Genomic DNA, 15,121 nt, shown 5'->3' with positions numbered 1-15,121 from the left:
TTCGGAACACCATCGCCCATCCGGCGCGGCCAGATGGGCGATGGTGTTCCGAAACGTGGGGACTGCTCGTCAGCGCTGGGCGGCGGGGCCCTCCGTGATCTTCGGGGCCTTCTTCACGGTGGCGTTCGTGCGCACCTTGGTGCGGGCGCCGTCGCCGTACAGACCCTTCTTGGACAGGCCGAGGGTGGCGACGGCGTGGGCCGCGCCGTCGGTGAGCTGGCCGAGCACCGTGGTGTTCACGCGCGTGATGTCGTCCTGCGGCGTGTGGTAGTTCGGGTCGAGGATCTCGCCCGCCGTACCGCCGTAGATGCTCGCCTGCCGCTCGGTCTTCACGTCGTCGGCGCCGCTGAACAGGCCGCCCGCCGGGATGCCGTACTGGATGAACGGACCGTAGTCGGAGCGACCGTCGAACTCGGTCGGGTCGGTGGCGAGGCGGGCCCGGCCGAAGTAGTCGGTGAAGACCTTCTCGATCTGGCCGGAGCCCGCGGGACCGGCGGTGCCGAACGACGAGCCGTCCCCGTCGTAGACCAGGCGCACGTAGTTCGGCGAGCCGAGCATGTCGAAGTTCAGGTTCGCGTAGATCTTCGAGCGGGCGGTGTCCGACAGCGAGTCGACGTAGTGCTGCGAGCCCAGCAGGCCCAGCTCCTCCGCGCCCCAGAACGCGAACCGCACCGGACGCTGCAGCTTCTTGGTGTAGCCCGTCTTCGCGAGCTGCTTCGCGACCTCCAGCGTGCCGGCCACGCCGGTGCCGTTGTCGTTGATCCCGGGGCCCTCGGGCACCGAGTCGAGGTGCGCGCCGACCACGACCACCTGGTCGTCGTGCTTCGTGCGACGCGGCCAGTCGGCGATGAGGTTGTGCGTCTCGCGCTCAAGGTCGGTGACCGTGTCGGTCGTGACCGTGGCGGTGGCACCACCGGCGCGGACGTCGTCGACGAGCGCCACGGCGTCGTCGTACGAGAGGCCCACGACGGGCAGGTCGACCGGCGTGCCGAGCGTGCCGGTGGTCAGCGCGGTGCGGTCGGGGTTGCCCTCGTTGAAGATGATCACGGCGTCGTACCCGGCGGCCTTGGCGTTCGAGGCCTTGAGGCCGAAGTCGCACGTGCCGCGCTGCACGAGCGCGACGGCGGGCTCGGCCGGTGCGGGCTCGAAGTCGGCAGCCTCGCAGCCCGACGTGCTGCTCGGCGTGGGCGAGGCCGGGATGACGACGTCCTTCGTCGGGACGACGGGGCCGGTGACCGAGCCGGAGCCGGAGTAGGTGAAGACGCCGGTCTCGAGGGTCTTCTCCTCCGGCGTGCGCTGCACCAGCGTCGCCGGGCTGTTCTCCGCGAAGAACGGGAAGGTGAAGGTCTGCTTGCGGACCCGGTAGCCGGCCGCGCGCAGCGTCGTGGCGACGTAGTCCGACGACGCCTCGTAGCCGGGCAGACCCGACGCGCGGTTGCCGTCGTTGCGGTTCGCGATGGTCTGCAGCTGACGCAGGTGCTGGAGCACCCCGTTGACCTGGACGGCCTGCGTCAGCCTCTTCGTGTCGACCTCCGGCTTCGAGCCACCGGCGACGGCCGGTGACGCGGAGACGAGACCTGCGGACAGGACGACCGCTGCGGTAGCAGCGACGATCGTGCGCATGGGATCCCCCGATCCACTCGTGATGTGATCCGTACACCCTAGGGAAGACGCGCCGCCACGGCACCTGTCGACGGCTGTGGCGGGCCCCACGACGTAGGCTCGACGCGTGACTTCCCGTTGGACCCGTGCCCAAGACCTCGCCCGTAACCGGTCCGTCGGGGCCCTGCTCATCACCCCCGGTGCCGACCTGCGCTACCTGACCGGCTACCACGCCAAGCCGTTGGAGCGGCTGACCTGCCTGGTCGTGCCCGCCGACGGCGACCCGGTGCTCGTCGCCCCCGCCCTGGAGCGCCCGGCCGCGGAGGCGTCCGGCGTCGAGGTCGAGATCGCGACGTTCGGCGAGACGGACGACCCCTACGCCCTCGTCGGCTCGCTGCTGCCCGCGGACTCCGTGGTCGCGGTCGACAACCAGATGTGGGCCGAGCGGGTGCTCGCCTTCCAGCGGCGCTTCGCCGACGTCCGGCTCGCCGGGCCGCTCCTCGCGGAGCTGCGCATGCGCAAGGACCCCCAGGAGGTGGCGGCCCTGCGCGACGCCGGCGCCGCGATCGACCGCGTGCACCAGCGCATGGGGGAGTGGCTGCGTCCTGGTCGCACGGAGCGCGAGGTCGGCGCCGACATCGGTCGCGCCATCCTCGAGGAGGGTCACGAGCAGGTCGACTTCGTCATCGTCGGCTCCGGCCCCAACGGCGCGTCGCCGCACCACGAGGTCTCCGACCGCGTGATCCAGGAGGGCGACCCGGTCGTCGTCGACATCGGCGGCACGAACGCGGCCGGCTACTGCTCGGACTGCACCCGCAACTACCTGGCCGGGGGCACCGCACCTGGTGAGTACCTCGAGGCCTACGCGGTGCTGGAGGAGGCGCAGCGGGTCCAGCGTGAGCACGCCCGGCCCGGTGTCACGGCCGAGTCGGTCGACGCCGTCGGACGACAGGTGCTGGTCGACGCCGGCCTCGGACACCTCTTCATCCACCGCACCGGCCACGGCATCGGCACCGAGACGCACGAGGAGCCGTACATCGTGGAGGGCAACGACCTCGTGCTCGAGCCCGGCATGGCATTCTCCATCGAGCCCGGCGTCTACCTCGAGGGCCGCTACGGCGCACGGATCGAGGACATCGCCGTCTGCACCGACGACGGGCTCGAGGTCCTGAACCTCACGCCTCGTTCGCTCACGGTCCTGTGACCCGGCACCGGCCGTGAGGTGGTGGCTGGCGGCGCCGTGCGCCGCGGTCGCGGGACTGCTCAGCGCGGCCGCGTTCGACCCGTGGTCGGTGCCCTACGCCATGATCGTCGGCGTCGCGCTCCTCGTGTGGGTGCTGCGCCGCCAGCGTGACGCGCGCGTCGCGGCGGTGCTGCTCTCAGGCGCGCTGTACGGCACGGCCTTCATGGGTCCGCTCATCTGGTGGATGAACGCGGTGAGCAGTGGCGCCTACGTCGCCCTGGTCGCGGCACAGGTCGTGATGCTCGCCGTCATCGCCGTGCCACTGCGAGCCGCCCTGCGGCTGCCGGGCTGGCCGCTCTGGGGTGCTGCTGCGTGGGTGCTCGGGGAGCAGGTCCGCAGCGGGTTCCCGTTCAGCGGGTTCCCCTGGGGCAGGCTCGCCCACACCGCGGTCGACACCCCGCTGGCCCCCTACGCGCGCCTCGTCGGCATGCCCGGCACGTCGGCGCTGCTCTTCCTGCTCTCGGCGATGCTCGTCGTGCTCGCCGGCGCCGGGATCGCCCGGCGCTCGCTGGCCGTCGGCGTCGTCGTGGCGGTGGTCGTGGCCGGCCTGTTCCTCCCGTCCGGTCTCGCCGGCGCCGGGCCGGAGCGCAGGATCGCGGCGATCCAGGGCGACACGCCCGGGGCCTTCCTCACCTGGCCGCGGGGCGAGATCGGTGCCCTGCACCTCGCCGAGACGCAGCGCTACGCCGACGCCGTGTCGGCCGGCACCGAGCGCGCCCCGGACCTCGTCGTCTGGCCCGAGAACGCGCTCGACGTCGACCCGTTCACCGACCCGGTCCTGGCCGGTCGGATCCAGTCACTCGTGCAGCAGCTCGGTGCGCCGATCCTCGTCGGCGCGATCCTCGACGGCCTCTCCGACCGCACCGCCTACAACGCTGGCATCGTCTGGGACGGCGACGGCCCCGGCGAGGTGTACGTGAAGCGCAAGCTGGTGCCGTACGGCGAGTACGTGCCGTTCCGGCGCGAGCTGGGCGACCTCGTGCCACGCGTCGACCGCGACATCCCGCGCGACATGCTGCCCGGTCGACGCGCCGGCGACCTGCGGGCCGGCTCGGTCGTCGTCGGCGACACCATCTGCTGGGACATCGCCTACGACGGCGTCGTGGAGCAGGCCGTGCGCGGCGGCGCCGAGGTGCTCGTCGTGCAGACCAGCAACGCGAGCTTCACCGGGACGTCGCAGCCCGACCAGCAGTTCAAGATCTCGCGCCTGCGGGCCATCGAGACCGGCCGCTGGGTGGTCGTGCCGTCCACGAACGGCATCAGCGGCATCATCGACGCGAGCGGCAGGGTCGTGGCGGAGGCGCCCCGGGAGCAGCCCGCGACGCTCGTGGCGGACGTCGGCACCGCGACCGGTCAGACGCCCGCGACGCGCGCCGGTCGCTGGCCGGCGGCCGCGCTGGTGACCCTCGGGCTCCTAGGCTGGGTCCTCGGAGCGCGTGACCTGCGCCGGTCGCGTCGGAGGGAGCACGGGTGAGGGTCCTGGTCGTCATGCCGACCTACGAGGAGGCGGACAGCCTCCCGGGGGTGCTGCAGCGTCTGCGCACGTCGGTGCCCGACGCCGACGTGCTCGTGGTCGACGACGCGTCGCCCGACGGCACGGGCGACCTCGCCGAGCAGGTGGCGGCGACGGACCCCGGGGTCCACGTGATGCACCGCAGCGGCAAGGCCGGCCTCGGCGTCGCGTACCGGGCCGGCTTCGCCTGGGGCCTGCAGCGCGGGTACGACGTGCTCGTCGAGATGGACGCCGATGGCTCCCACCTGCCGGAGGAGCTCGGCTCGCTCGTCGAGGCCGCCCGGACGGCCGACCTCGTCATCGGGTCGCGCTGGGTCGTCGGCGGCTCCGTCGTCAACTGGCCGTGGTACCGACGGCTGATCTCCCGTGGGGGCACGCTCTACGCACGGCTCGCGCTCGGGCTGCCCGTGCACGACGCGACGGCCGGGTTCCGCGCGTTCCGCGCCGACACGCTGCGTCGTATCGACGTCGCGGGTGTGGCGTCGCAGGGCTACTGCTTCCAGATCGACATGACCCGCCGCGTCCACGAGGCGGGCCTGCGGGTCGTGGAGGTGCCGGTGACGTTCGTCGAGCGAGAGCTCGGCACGTCGAAGATGAGCTCCTCGATCGTCCGGGAGGCGCTCTGGCGCGTCACGCTGTGGGGCCTGGCGCGGCTCGTCCCGGGCCACCGCCGCCGCGCACGCCGGATCGCCCCCGGACACGGCGAGACCCCGGCGCCGGGCCGGGGTCTCGGGTCGTCGACCGACGCGGGGCGCGAGCCCCGCTGAGTCAGGCGGACTTCTTCTTGCGGCGGTGCAGGTGGGGCGGGCCGATCTCGCCGGAGCGCAGCAGCTCCAGACGCTCGGTGAGGATCTCCTCCAGCTCGGTCTCCGAGCGGCGCTCCAGCAGCATGTCCCAGTGGGTGCGTGCTGCCTTCTCCTCCTTCTTCTCCGGCGCGGTGCCGTCGCGAAGGCGGCCGATGCGACCCGTCTTCGGGTCCTCCCACTCGTAGGGGATCTCGGCCTCGTCGGACATCACGACCAGGAAGCTGTGCCCGTCGTCGCAGACGTACTCGATCTCCTGACGAGGGGCCATCTCGACCCCGCGCTCGTCCTCGAAGCTCTGGGCGCCCAGCCGGGCCCCCCGCAGTGCTCGTTCAGCCATGGGTCACTCCTCTCGTAGGTGACAACGTAGGTCACCCCCTTGAGATTCCCCTGAGGAGCGGGTCAGCGCATCTCGAGTGCCTTGTCGCGCAGCTGGGCCGGCACGAGCAGCAGGGCGACGAGGCCCAGACCGAGCACGAGGATGAGCCCGAGGATGCCCCACCGGTCGTCCCCGCCGACGAAGGCGAAGAGACCGAAGAACGTCGGCGCGAGGAACGACGCCGCTCGGCCGGTCATCGCGTACAGACCGAAGTTCTGGCCCTCCTTGCCCGGGGCGGTGAGCCGTGCGAGGTAGGTGCGGGACGCCGACTGCGCCGGACCGACGAACAGGCACAGGAGCAGGCCGAAGACCCAGAACCCGGCCGTGCCGTGGACGAAGACGAGCACCACGCCGACCACGATCAGCGACACCAGCGAGAACACGATGACGCGGCGCGGGCCGAGCCGGTCGTCGAGCCGTCCCGCGACGATGGCACCGCCCGCCGCCGCGACGTTCGCGGCGATCGCGAAGTAGATGACGGTGTCGCTGGTGAACCCGTACACGGACACGGCGATCACGCCGCCGAAGGTGAACACGCCCGCCAGACCGTCGCGGAACAGGGCGCTCGCGAGCAGGAACTGCAGCGTCACGCGGTCGTCGCGCCACATGGCGCGCAGCTCGGCGAACAGCACCCGGTACGACTCCACGAAGCCCGCACGGGGGAGCGGGCTCGCCTCCGCCGGCAGCTCCGGGACGGCGAGCAGCACGGGGAGGGCGAAGACGAGGAACCAGGCGGCCGAGACGACCGCGACGACGCGGATGTTGAGTCCCTCGTCGGTCGACACGCCCAGCAGGCCGCCGTCACCGCTGATGAAGCCGAGGAACACCACGAGCAGGAGGACGATGCCCCCGAGGTAGCCGAACCCCCAGCCGATGCCGGAGACCCGGCCCACCGTCGCGGGCGTGGACACCTGCCGCAGCATCGCGAAGTACGGCACCTGCGCCAGCTCGAACAGCACCGTGCCGACCGCCAGGAGCAGCAGGCCCAGCCAGAGGTGGTGGTAGTCGTCCTTGACGAAGAACATCAGCGCCATGCAGGTGACGACGGCGCCGGTGAGCAGCGCGAGCGAGCGCTTGCGGCGCCCGCCGCCGTCGGAGCGTTGGCCGAGGACGGGCGCGAGCACGGCGATGACGAGCGACGCGGCGGCGATGGACCACGCGAGCCAGGTGCTCGGCGAGACCGGGCCCGGCAGGCCCTTGCCGACGCTGTCGGTGAGGTAGACCGAGAAGACGAACGTGACGATGACGGCGTTGAAGGCCGCCGACCCCCAGTCCCAGAGCGACCAGGCGACGACCTGTCCGGTCCGGGTGCGGTGGGCGACGGCGTCGCCCGGCTCAGCGATGCTCATCGGGCCAGCTTCCTCGTTCCTCCAGGACGTCGCGCAGGACGTCGGGCCGGTCGGTGACGATCCCGTCGACGCCGATCTCGAGCAACGTTCTCATCTCCGCGGGGTCATCGACGGTCCAGACGTGGACCTGCAGGCCGGTCTCGTGCGCGCGCCGGACGAAGCGCGGCGTGACGACGGTGACCGGTCCGCGTCGCACGGGCACCTGCACGCAGTGCACGCCGCGACGTGCCGCGAGCCGCCGGAGCCACCGGGTCGGGCCGAGCTTGAGCGCGGCGATCTCGAGCGGGCCGCCCGAACGGGCCGCGTCGGGGCACAGCGCGCGGAGCCGGCCGAGGCGGGCCCCGGAGAACGACGCCAGGCACACCCGCGCCTGCGCCCCGGCCTCCTGCACGACCCGCACGGTCGCCTCCACGGCTCCGTCGGCCTTGACGTCGATGTTGAACCGGGCGTCGGGCAGCGACGCGAGGAGGTCGGCGAGACGGGGCACCGGCTCGCGGCCGGCGATGGGCACGCGGTCGATCTCGGCCGACGTCAGCGCCGCGATCGGCGTCTCGACACCGGTCATACGCCCGAGGTGCTCGTCGTGGAACGCGTACACGACGCCGTCGGCCGAGACGTGGACGTCGGTCTCCAGGAAGACGTACCCGAGGCCCACGGCGTTGCGGAACGCCGTCAGGGTGTTCTCGATGCCGTCGTTCACCGGGAGTCCGGCGCCTCCGCGGTGCGCGAGCGCGAGGGGGAGAGGCGCGTCGAGGTAGGGGTGCGGGGACACGCCGACCACGCTAGCCCGCCACGGGGCCAGTGTCGGGTGCGCCGCGCGGCCCCGGCGACGACGGTCAGATGTCGCGGAAGGTCTCGATCTGGGCGCCCAGGGCGTTGAGGCGCTCGGCGAGGTCCTCGTAGCCGCGGTTGATCACGTAGACGCTGCGCAGCACCGACGTGCCCTTCGCCGCCAGCATGGCGAGCAGGATGACGACGGCGGGCCGCAGCGCGGGCGGGCACACGATCTCGGTGCCGCTCCAGTGCGTCGGACCGTCGACCAGCACGCGGTGGGGGTCGAGCAGCTTGACGCGGGCGCCGAGCTTGTTCAGCTCGGTCAGGTAGATCGCGCGGTTCTCGTAGACCCAGTCGTGCAGCAGCGTCTGGCCCTGTGCGGTCGCCGCGATGACGGCGAAGAACGGCAGGTTGTCGATGTTGAGCCCCGGGAAGGGCATCGGGTGCACCTTGTCGATGGGTGCCCGCAGCTCCGAGGGGTAGGTCGTGATGTCCACCAGACGGGTCTGGCCGTTCTCGGCCGCGTACTCGGTGCTGCGGTCGTAGCGGAAGCCCATCTCCTCCAGCAGCGCCAGCTCGATCTCCATGAACTCGATGGGCACGCGGCGCACCGTGATGCTCGACTGGGTGACGATGGCGGCGGCGATGAGGCTCATCGCCTCGATCGGGTCCTCGCTCGGCGCGTAGTCGACGTCGGTGTTGATCCGCGGCTTGCCGGTCACGCGCAGCGTCGTCGTGCCGATGCCCTCGATGCCGACGCCGAGCTTCTCGAGGAAGAAGCAGAGGTCCTGCACCATGTAGTTCGGGCTCGCGTTGCGGATGACGGTGACCCCGTCGTACCGCGCGGCCGCGAGCAGCGCGTTCTCGGTCACGGTGTCGCCGCGCTCGGTGAGCACGATCGGCCGCTCCGGACCGACGCCGCGGGCGGCGTCGACGTGGTAGCTGCCCTCGGTCGCGACGACCTTCAGCCCGAAGGGGCGCAGCGCCGTCATGTGCGGCTCGACGGTGCGGGTGCCGAGGTCGCAGCCTCCCGCGTAGGGCAGCTCGAACTGGTCGACCCGGTGCATCAGGGGGCCGAGGAACATGATGATGCTGCGGGTGCGTCGGGCCGCGGTCTCGTCCATGGCGGCGAGGTCGAGCTGGGCGGGGACGACCAGCTCGAGGTCGCCCTCGTCGCCGAGCCAGCGGGTGCGGACGCCGATAGACGACAGCACCTCGAGCAGCCGGTTGACCTCCTCGATCCGCGCGACCTTGCGCAGGATCGTGGTGCCCTCGTTCAGCAGCGAGGCGCACAGCAGCGCGACCCCGGCGTTCTTGCTCGACTTCACGTCGATCGCGCCCGACAGCTGCGTGCCGCCCTTGACCCGCAGGTGGCTGGGGCCGGACGTGCCGACGCTCACGATCTCGGAGTCGAGGGCGGTGCCGATCCGGGCGATCATCTCCAGCGTCAGGTTCTGCTGGCCCTTCTCGATGCGGTTCACCGCGCTCTGGCTGGTCCGCAGCTCCGTCGCCAGCTCTGACTGCGTCAGTCCACTGTGCTGACGGGCGTCGCGGATGAGGGTGCCGATACGGGCCAGGTAGTCGTCGCGTGCGCTCACCCGACCAGGCTATCTCACAAGTGAGATAGGACAAGCGGTCAGGTGCGGCGCCGTGTCGCGAGCGCGACGACCACGCCGACGACGGCCAGCAGACCGCCCAGCAGCCCCAGCCACGACACCTCGACGGAGGGGTCGAGCACCTCGATGACCTCCGCCGCGACGACCTGGCCGGCGATCGAGCAGAGCCCGAGCACCAGCACGCCGTGGATCTGCACCGTGACCGCGGAGATGGCGATGAAGCCGATGCCGAGTACACCGCCGACGTAGTACCACCACTGCGTGGGGAACCCGTCGACGTCCCCCGGCACGAGGAGGCTGACGAGGAGCAGCACGACGAGCGCCGACGTGCCGACCAGGAAGTTGTTCCAGGTGGTCACCAGCGGCCCGCCGATGGCGGAGATCTTGCCGTTGAAGGCCTGCTGCACCGCCTGGAGGCATCCCGCCACGAGGGCGAGCGAGGCGAGCAGCAGCGACAGCCCCAGGTGGCTGCCGTCGAGGTCGCCGAGGACCTTGACGGTGACGGCGGCCACCGCGAACAGGGCCGCCACGGCCCTCGGCCGCGACACGGGCTCGTGCCCGCCCGGACCGAGGCCCACGTGGTCGACCACGAGCGACGCCACCGACTGACCCGCCGTGAACGCGACGATGAACAGGGCCACGCCGATGACGCCGACGGCGATGCCCTGGGACGCCACGAAGAACGCCCCGCCCAGCCCGCCGAGCAGGTGCACGGGCCGCAGCCGCGGCCGGTCGCCGCCGGCGGCGGGGTCGCGCAGCGCGTCGAGGACGCGGCGCAGGCCGGCGCGGCGGCGTGGGTGCGACAGCACGACGACGCTCAGCAGGAGCAGCCCGCTGCCGAAGCTGACGACCGCGGCCAGGGCGCCCGCCCGCAGACCCTCCCCGAGCTGGCCGGCGAGCGATCCGTTGACCCGGGACTGCAGGGTGATGAGGGCGCCGACCAGCAGCATGAGCGGGACCGTCGCGGCCCGCAGGAGGGGGTGCTCCACCTCAGACGTCGAGGCTCTGGCCGGGCGTCAGCCGGTGGGCGCGGTCGGGATCGACCCCACCGAAGTTCACGACGTGGTTCCAGTACACGCCGTAGGCGACGTCGGAGATGGTCGCGTCGTGGATCGGCAGCAGGCTCGACGGCGCCACCGTCTGCAGGAACTCGACGGTGTCGGCGATCCGGGCCCACGGCGCGCTGAGGGGGAGGGCGAGGACGTCGACACCCTCGGGGATCGACGCGTAGGAGTCGCCGGGGTGGAACAGGCGCACGCGGCCCCCGTCGACCGACGGTCCCTCCACGAGCAGACCGACGTTCGCGACGACCGGCAGCGCCGGGAGGATGACGGCGTGCCGCTCGCCCACGCCGGTCAGCGTGAGGTCGCCGACCTCCGTCACGTGGCCCGCCCGGTGGCCCTGCCACGGCTCTCCCTGCTGCTCCGCCGTCTCGGGGTCGGCGACGAAGAGCGCCTGCGGGTTCGCCTCGACGACCTCGCGTGCGCGGTCCGGGTGCAGGTGGTCGGGGTGCTGGTGCGTGACGACGACGGCGTCCAAGTCGCGCGCGGTGAACGCGTCGTCGAGGCTGAAGGCGCCGGGGTCGACGAGCACGCGGGCCTGTTCGGTCTCCAGGAGCAGGGCGGCGTGCCCGAGTCGGGTGATCCTCACCCCTCCATCATGCCTGCGCCGCTCGCGGTCCGCCCATCCGTCCACCACCTGGCCACGAACGACGGTCATGGGCCTCTACGCCGACGCGACCGCGCTGCTGATGAACCTCACCGCCCCGATGACGGTGCGCTACGGCGACGCGCTGCAGCTCGTGCGCGACGAGGTCGACGACCCGACCACCTGGTCGGTGCCGACCCGTCACGGCCGCGTGCGGTGCTTCGTGTACCGACCTCGACCCGGCCGCAGGGCCACGCCGACCACGCCGGGGGCGTACGTGCACCTGCACGGCGGCGCGTTCCTCATGCGGCACGCCGCGATGGACGACTTCTTCGCCCGCTGGGTGGTCGCGACGACCGGCGCGGTCGTCGTGAACGTCGACTACGACGTGGCCCCGCGCCACCGCTACCCGGTGGCGCAGGAGCAGGCCCACGACGTGCTGCGATGGCTCCAGGAGCACGGTCACGAGCGGGACGTCGACGGCACGCGCGTCGTCGTCGGCGGGTTCAGCGCCGGCGGCAACCTGGCCGCGTCGGCCTGCCTGCAGGCACGTGACGCCGGCGAGCCGCCGGTGCGGCTGCAGCTGCTCGGCGTCCCGTCGCTCGACGTCTCGACCACGGTCAAGCCGGCGACGGTCCCGCGGCCCATGATCGACGAACGCCTCGTGGGGCTCGTCCGGGCGACGTACTTCAAGGACGCGGAGCGACGCACCGAGCCGTACGCTTCGCCGCTGCTCGCCGACGACCTGTCGGGCCTGCCGCCCGCGCTCGTGCTGACCGCCCAGCACGACGCGCTGCGCGCCGAGGGCGACGCCTACGCGCAGCGGCTGTCCGACGCGGGTGTCGCCGTCGAGCACCACGTCGTGCCGGGGCAGGACCACTACTTCCTCGACCCCCGCGACCTCGGCCAGGCGCGGCACTGGATGCAGGTGATGGCCGAGGCGGTCCTGCGCGCCCTGGCCTGACCCGCTCGGGGGCCCTACGGGCGCGGTCCTAGGCTGGTCACGTGAGCGACGCCATCTACGCCCGCGAGGTGGGGGAGAGCGGCGAGCGCGTCGCCTTCCTGCACGGGCTGTTCGGGCAGGGCCGCAACTTCACGCAGGCCGCCAAGGCGCTCCAGCCCGAGCTGCGCTCCCTGCTCGTCGACCTGCCGAACCACGGGCACTCGCGCTGGACCGACACCGTCGACTACGTCGACGTCGCCGACCGGGTCGCGGCGTTCCTGCGGGAGCGCTGGGTCGGTACCGGACGGACGCACGTCGTCGGCCACTCCATGGGCGGCAAGGTCGCGATGGTGCTGGCGCTGCGCCACCCGGAGCTCGTCGACCGCCTCGTCGTCGTCGACATCGCCCCCGACCGCAGCGAGGGCGCCGACGAGTTCGTGCACCTGCTCGACAGCCTCGCGTCCCTCGACCTCACGACCCTCGTGCGCCGCGGCGACGCCGACGAGCAGCTCCGCGAGCGCATCGACAACGACACCGTGCGTGGCTTCCTCCTGCAGAACCTGCGCAGCGTCCCCGCCGAGGAGGGTGGCGGCTTCCGGTGGCAGGCGAACCTCGACCTCCTGCGTCGCGATCTCGACGTGATCGGCGGGTTCCCCGAGATCGACGCGACCTTCGACCGTCCGGTGCTCTGGCTCGCGGGGGAGCGGTCGGCCTACGTCGGGCCGCAGCACGCCGAGCGCATGCGTCGACTCTTCCCCCGGACCCGGCTGGTCACGGTGAAGGGGGCAGGGCACTGGGTGCACTCCGAGCGCCCGGAGGCGTTCGTGTCGGCCCTGCGGACCTTCCTGCTCGCCTGACGCCGGTGCGCCGTCGGGTTCAGTGCCGGTCCTCGAGCCCGACGGCCTCCCGCAGCCGCGTGACCGACTCGGTCAGCCGCTCGTCGTCGCGAGCCCGCGACTCCATGAGGTCGGCGATCGCCGCGGCGAGCACGTTGAGCTTCTCCTGCGACGCCTCCTCGGCGCGGCGCCCGGCGTTCTCCAGGAGTGCGAGGAGGAACAGCGACTGCACGCTCGCCACGGTGTGGACCGCGACCTGCCACGCCTTGAGGTCGGCCCAGAACGGAACGCTCACCAGCCATGCCAGCACGATGCCGGAGCACAGCAGGAAGAACGGCCCCCGCGACACGAAGCTCTGAGTCGCCTCGACGAAGCGGTCGAACACGGAACGGTCGTCCTGGCCGCGTGCGGCCTCCTCGGTACCCATGACCGCACGCTAGGGCCGGCGAGCCTCGCGCGCAGCAGGGACGACCAGCGCCGACGGCACGAGGAGCAGCGCGACGACCAGCAGCGCGTCGAGCGTGCCGACGTGGTCGGCCACGAAGCCGATCAGCGGCGGACCGGCGAGGAACGCCGTGTAGCCGATGGTCGACACGACGCTCACGCGCGCAGCGGCGCGGCGCGGGTCGTCGGCGGCGGCACTCATCCCGACGGGGAAGCCGAGCGAGGCGCCGAGGCCCCACAGTGCCACCCCGACCATCGCCACGACGACGTTGCCCGCGAGCACGGTCAGCAGCACGCCGACTCCCGCGAGCGTCATCGTCGACCACAGGACCGCGACGCGTCCGTAGCGGTCGAGCACCGAGGTGCCGACGACGCGCCCGGCCGTCATGGCCGTCACGAACAGCCCGAAGCCGAGCGCACCCGCCCAGTCGGGCAGGTCGTACCCGTCGACGAGGGCGACGGTGAGCCAGTCGTTCGCCGTGCCCTCGGTGAGGGCGAGTGCCAGCACCATGAGCCCCACCAGCAGGGTGCGCGGCTCGAGCCACGCGGAGCCGGTCGTCGGCGCGTGGTCGTCCTTGTCCGGCTCCTCGCCGGGCAGGAACCCCCGGACGACCCAGACGACGACCACGACGGCAGGGACGGCGACCAGTCCCAGGTGCACCCAGAGCGGCAGGTCGGCTGCCGCCGCGGCAGCTCCGGCGCCGGCGCCCAGCACCGTGCCGAGGCTGAAGGCGGCGTGGAAGCGCGGCATGATCGTGCGGCCGAGGTCGTGCTCGACGCGGGCGCCGTGCAGGTTCATGGCGACGTCCCACGTGCCCACCCCGAAGCCGAAGACGACGAGCGCCGGCGCCACGGCCAGCGCGGTGGCGTGCTCGACCGCGAGCGCGCCGCACACCTGGGCCGCAGCGACGGCGACGACGCCCGCGGTGACCACGGCTCGCGCGCCGAAGCGCTCGGCGAGCCGTCCCGCCACCGGCAGACCCGTCAGCGACCCGAGCGACAGGGCGAGCAGGAGCAGGCCCAGGCGTCCGGGAGTCAGTCCGAGCTCGTCGCGCACGAGCGGCAGCCGCGACATCCACGACGCGACCATGAGGCCGTTCACCGCGAAGACGACCGCGACGGCGGTGCGTGCCCGGACGAGCGGCGTGCTCGTCATGCCCGTCCCTCCGCGTCGCGCCGGCGAGGCCAGGCGCCGGTGCTCCACAGCGCCCACAGGACCAGGAGGGGCTGGAAGAACAGCCGGGTGAGCCGTGCGCCGTCGGAGTCGAGCCCGAACGCGTCGACGCCCTCCACGTACTGCGCGACGTTCCCGGGGAAGACGACCACGAACAGGCCGGCGACGAGCCAGCCCACGAGCGGACGTCGGGCTCGAGGCGCCAGCAGCACCGCCGCTCCCAGCGCGACCTCGACCGCACCCGATGCGAGCACCGTCACGTCCGCGTCCACCGGGAACCACGACGGCACCTGGGCGTGGAACTCCTCCCGCGCCACCACGTGCGCCACCCCCGCCAGCACGAGGAACGCGCCGAGCAGCAGACGACCGACGAGGCGGGGGAGGGAGGCAGGTGCGGTCACCGGACGAGGATGTCAGGTGGGTGGGGGTGGACGTGCGCTGGATGGGGTGTCGCCCTGCTGTTGCGATACTCGCTCGGGTCTGTCGTTGCTGGTGCGCTGCCTGCGGGTGTCCCGTCCTTGCTGGTGCGCTACCGCCGGGGGTTTCGTCCTTGCTGGTGCACTGCCTCGGCCTTCGCTGGGGGTGGTCTCCGAAAGGGCCTCGACCGGCAGCGGGTCCGGGCGTGGCTTCGGGTCTCGGGGTCCGGTCTGGGCTCGTGGGCGACGCACGATTCTTCCTTTGCGCGGTCTCGGCCCAAGATTCTGCGTTTGCGTGGTCCGGCGGTGGGGGGGGGGGGGGGGGGGGGGGGGGGGGGGGGGGGGGGGGGGGGGGGGGGGGGGGGGGGGGGGGGGGGGGGGG

15 protein-coding genes are annotated in these 15,121 nt (G+C 72.6%); 5 read left to right on the top strand and 10 right to left on the bottom strand.

Features of this window, described 5'->3' with window-relative positions; genetic code table 11:
* Window positions 1-69 precede the first annotated feature (69 nt).
* Window positions 70-1,623, bottom strand: coding sequence for a M20/M25/M40 family metallo-hydrolase (locus AC3WRM_RS11585; RefSeq protein WP_492248644.1), 1,554 nt, complete (start codon window positions 1,621-1,623; stop codon window positions 70-72).
* 106 nt (window positions 1,624-1,729) lie between these two features.
* On the opposite strand from AC3WRM_RS11585, the gene AC3WRM_RS11580 reads away from it, so the two are divergent.
* From AC3WRM_RS11580 to AC3WRM_RS11570, 3 genes are read left to right on the top strand one after another with little or no spacing between them, the layout of a single operon-like run.
* Window positions 1,730-2,806, top strand: coding sequence for a M24 family metallopeptidase (locus AC3WRM_RS11580; RefSeq protein WP_492248645.1), 1,077 nt, complete (start codon window positions 1,730-1,732; stop codon window positions 2,804-2,806).
* 13 nt (window positions 2,807-2,819) lie between these two features.
* Window positions 2,820-4,319 (top strand): apolipoprotein N-acyltransferase, encoded by a 1,500-nt coding sequence (gene lnt, locus AC3WRM_RS11575; RefSeq protein WP_492248646.1) that lies wholly within the window; start codon window positions 2,820-2,822, stop codon window positions 4,317-4,319.
* A gap of 14 nt (window positions 4,320-4,333) precedes the next feature.
* Complete coding sequence (locus tag AC3WRM_RS11570; protein WP_492248663.1) at window positions 4,334-5,125, top strand: polyprenol monophosphomannose synthase; 792 nt, start codon at window positions 4,334-4,336, stop codon at window positions 5,123-5,125.
* A 1-nt stretch (window position 5,126) separates the two neighbouring features.
* On the opposite strand, the gene AC3WRM_RS11565 is transcribed toward AC3WRM_RS11570, so the two are convergent.
* The 6 genes from AC3WRM_RS11565 to AC3WRM_RS11540 form a co-directional block, all read right to left on the bottom strand.
* Complete coding sequence (locus AC3WRM_RS11565; RefSeq protein WP_067857424.1) at window positions 5,127-5,501, bottom strand: RNA polymerase-binding protein RbpA; 375 nt, start codon at window positions 5,499-5,501, stop codon at window positions 5,127-5,129.
* Window positions 5,502-5,563: 62 nt separating this feature from the next.
* The gene (locus AC3WRM_RS11560) at window positions 5,564-6,889 is read right to left on the bottom strand and encodes an MFS transporter (RefSeq protein ID WP_492248647.1); all 1,326 of its coding nucleotides are present in this window, start codon (window positions 6,887-6,889) and stop codon (window positions 5,564-5,566) included.
* Window positions 6,876-7,661, bottom strand: coding sequence for a glycerophosphodiester phosphodiesterase family protein (locus tag AC3WRM_RS11555; RefSeq protein WP_492248648.1), 786 nt, complete (start codon window positions 7,659-7,661; stop codon window positions 6,876-6,878). The genes AC3WRM_RS11560 and AC3WRM_RS11555 overlap by 14 nt, the downstream gene beginning before the upstream one ends.
* Window positions 7,662-7,725: 64 nt before the next feature.
* Complete coding sequence (locus AC3WRM_RS11550; protein ID WP_492248649.1) at window positions 7,726-9,261, bottom strand: UDP-N-acetylglucosamine 1-carboxyvinyltransferase; 1,536 nt, start codon at window positions 9,259-9,261, stop codon at window positions 7,726-7,728.
* A 38-nt stretch (window positions 9,262-9,299) separates the two neighbouring features.
* Window positions 9,300-10,268, bottom strand: a complete 969-nt coding sequence (locus AC3WRM_RS11545; protein WP_492248650.1) for a DMT family transporter — start codon at window positions 10,266-10,268, stop codon at window positions 9,300-9,302.
* A gap of 1 nt (window position 10,269) precedes the next feature.
* A complete protein-coding gene (locus AC3WRM_RS11540) occupies window positions 10,270-10,929 on the bottom strand; it encodes an MBL fold metallo-hydrolase (RefSeq protein WP_492248651.1) in 660 nt (219 codons plus the stop codon).
* A 67-nt stretch (window positions 10,930-10,996) separates the two neighbouring features.
* On the opposite strand from AC3WRM_RS11540, the gene AC3WRM_RS11535 reads away from it, so the two are divergent.
* Window positions 10,997-11,890: an alpha/beta hydrolase gene (locus tag AC3WRM_RS11535; protein WP_492248652.1), complete on the top strand. Its 894-nt coding sequence runs from the start codon at window positions 10,997-10,999 to the stop codon at window positions 11,888-11,890.
* A 41-nt stretch (window positions 11,891-11,931) separates the two neighbouring features.
* A complete protein-coding gene (locus AC3WRM_RS11530; RefSeq protein WP_492248653.1) occupies window positions 11,932-12,726 on the top strand; it encodes an alpha/beta fold hydrolase in 795 nt (264 codons plus the stop codon).
* A 19-nt stretch (window positions 12,727-12,745) separates the two neighbouring features.
* Here the strand turns inward: AC3WRM_RS11530 and AC3WRM_RS11525 are convergent, their stop codons facing one another.
* The 3 genes from AC3WRM_RS11525 to AC3WRM_RS11515 are packed head-to-tail and all read right to left on the bottom strand — an operon-like array spanning window position 12,746 to window position 14,724.
* Window positions 12,746-13,132: a low affinity iron permease family protein gene (locus tag AC3WRM_RS11525; protein ID WP_492248654.1), complete on the bottom strand. Its 387-nt coding sequence runs from the start codon at window positions 13,130-13,132 to the stop codon at window positions 12,746-12,748.
* 9 nt (window positions 13,133-13,141) lie between these two features.
* A complete protein-coding gene (locus tag AC3WRM_RS11520) occupies window positions 13,142-14,305 on the bottom strand; it encodes an MFS transporter (protein ID WP_492248655.1) in 1,164 nt (387 codons plus the stop codon).
* Entirely contained in the window at window positions 14,302-14,724 is a 423-nt protein-coding gene (locus AC3WRM_RS11515; protein ID WP_492248656.1) for a DoxX family protein, read from the bottom strand. Before AC3WRM_RS11515 ends, AC3WRM_RS11520 begins: the two co-directional genes overlap by 4 nt.
* Window positions 14,725-15,121 lie beyond the last annotated feature (397 nt).

Source organism: Aeromicrobium sp. EU05-FHT14F07, from assembly GCF_058790455.1.
Note: the sequence above shows the minus strand (reverse complement) of the source record. Positions and strands in the feature narration are given on the sequence as shown.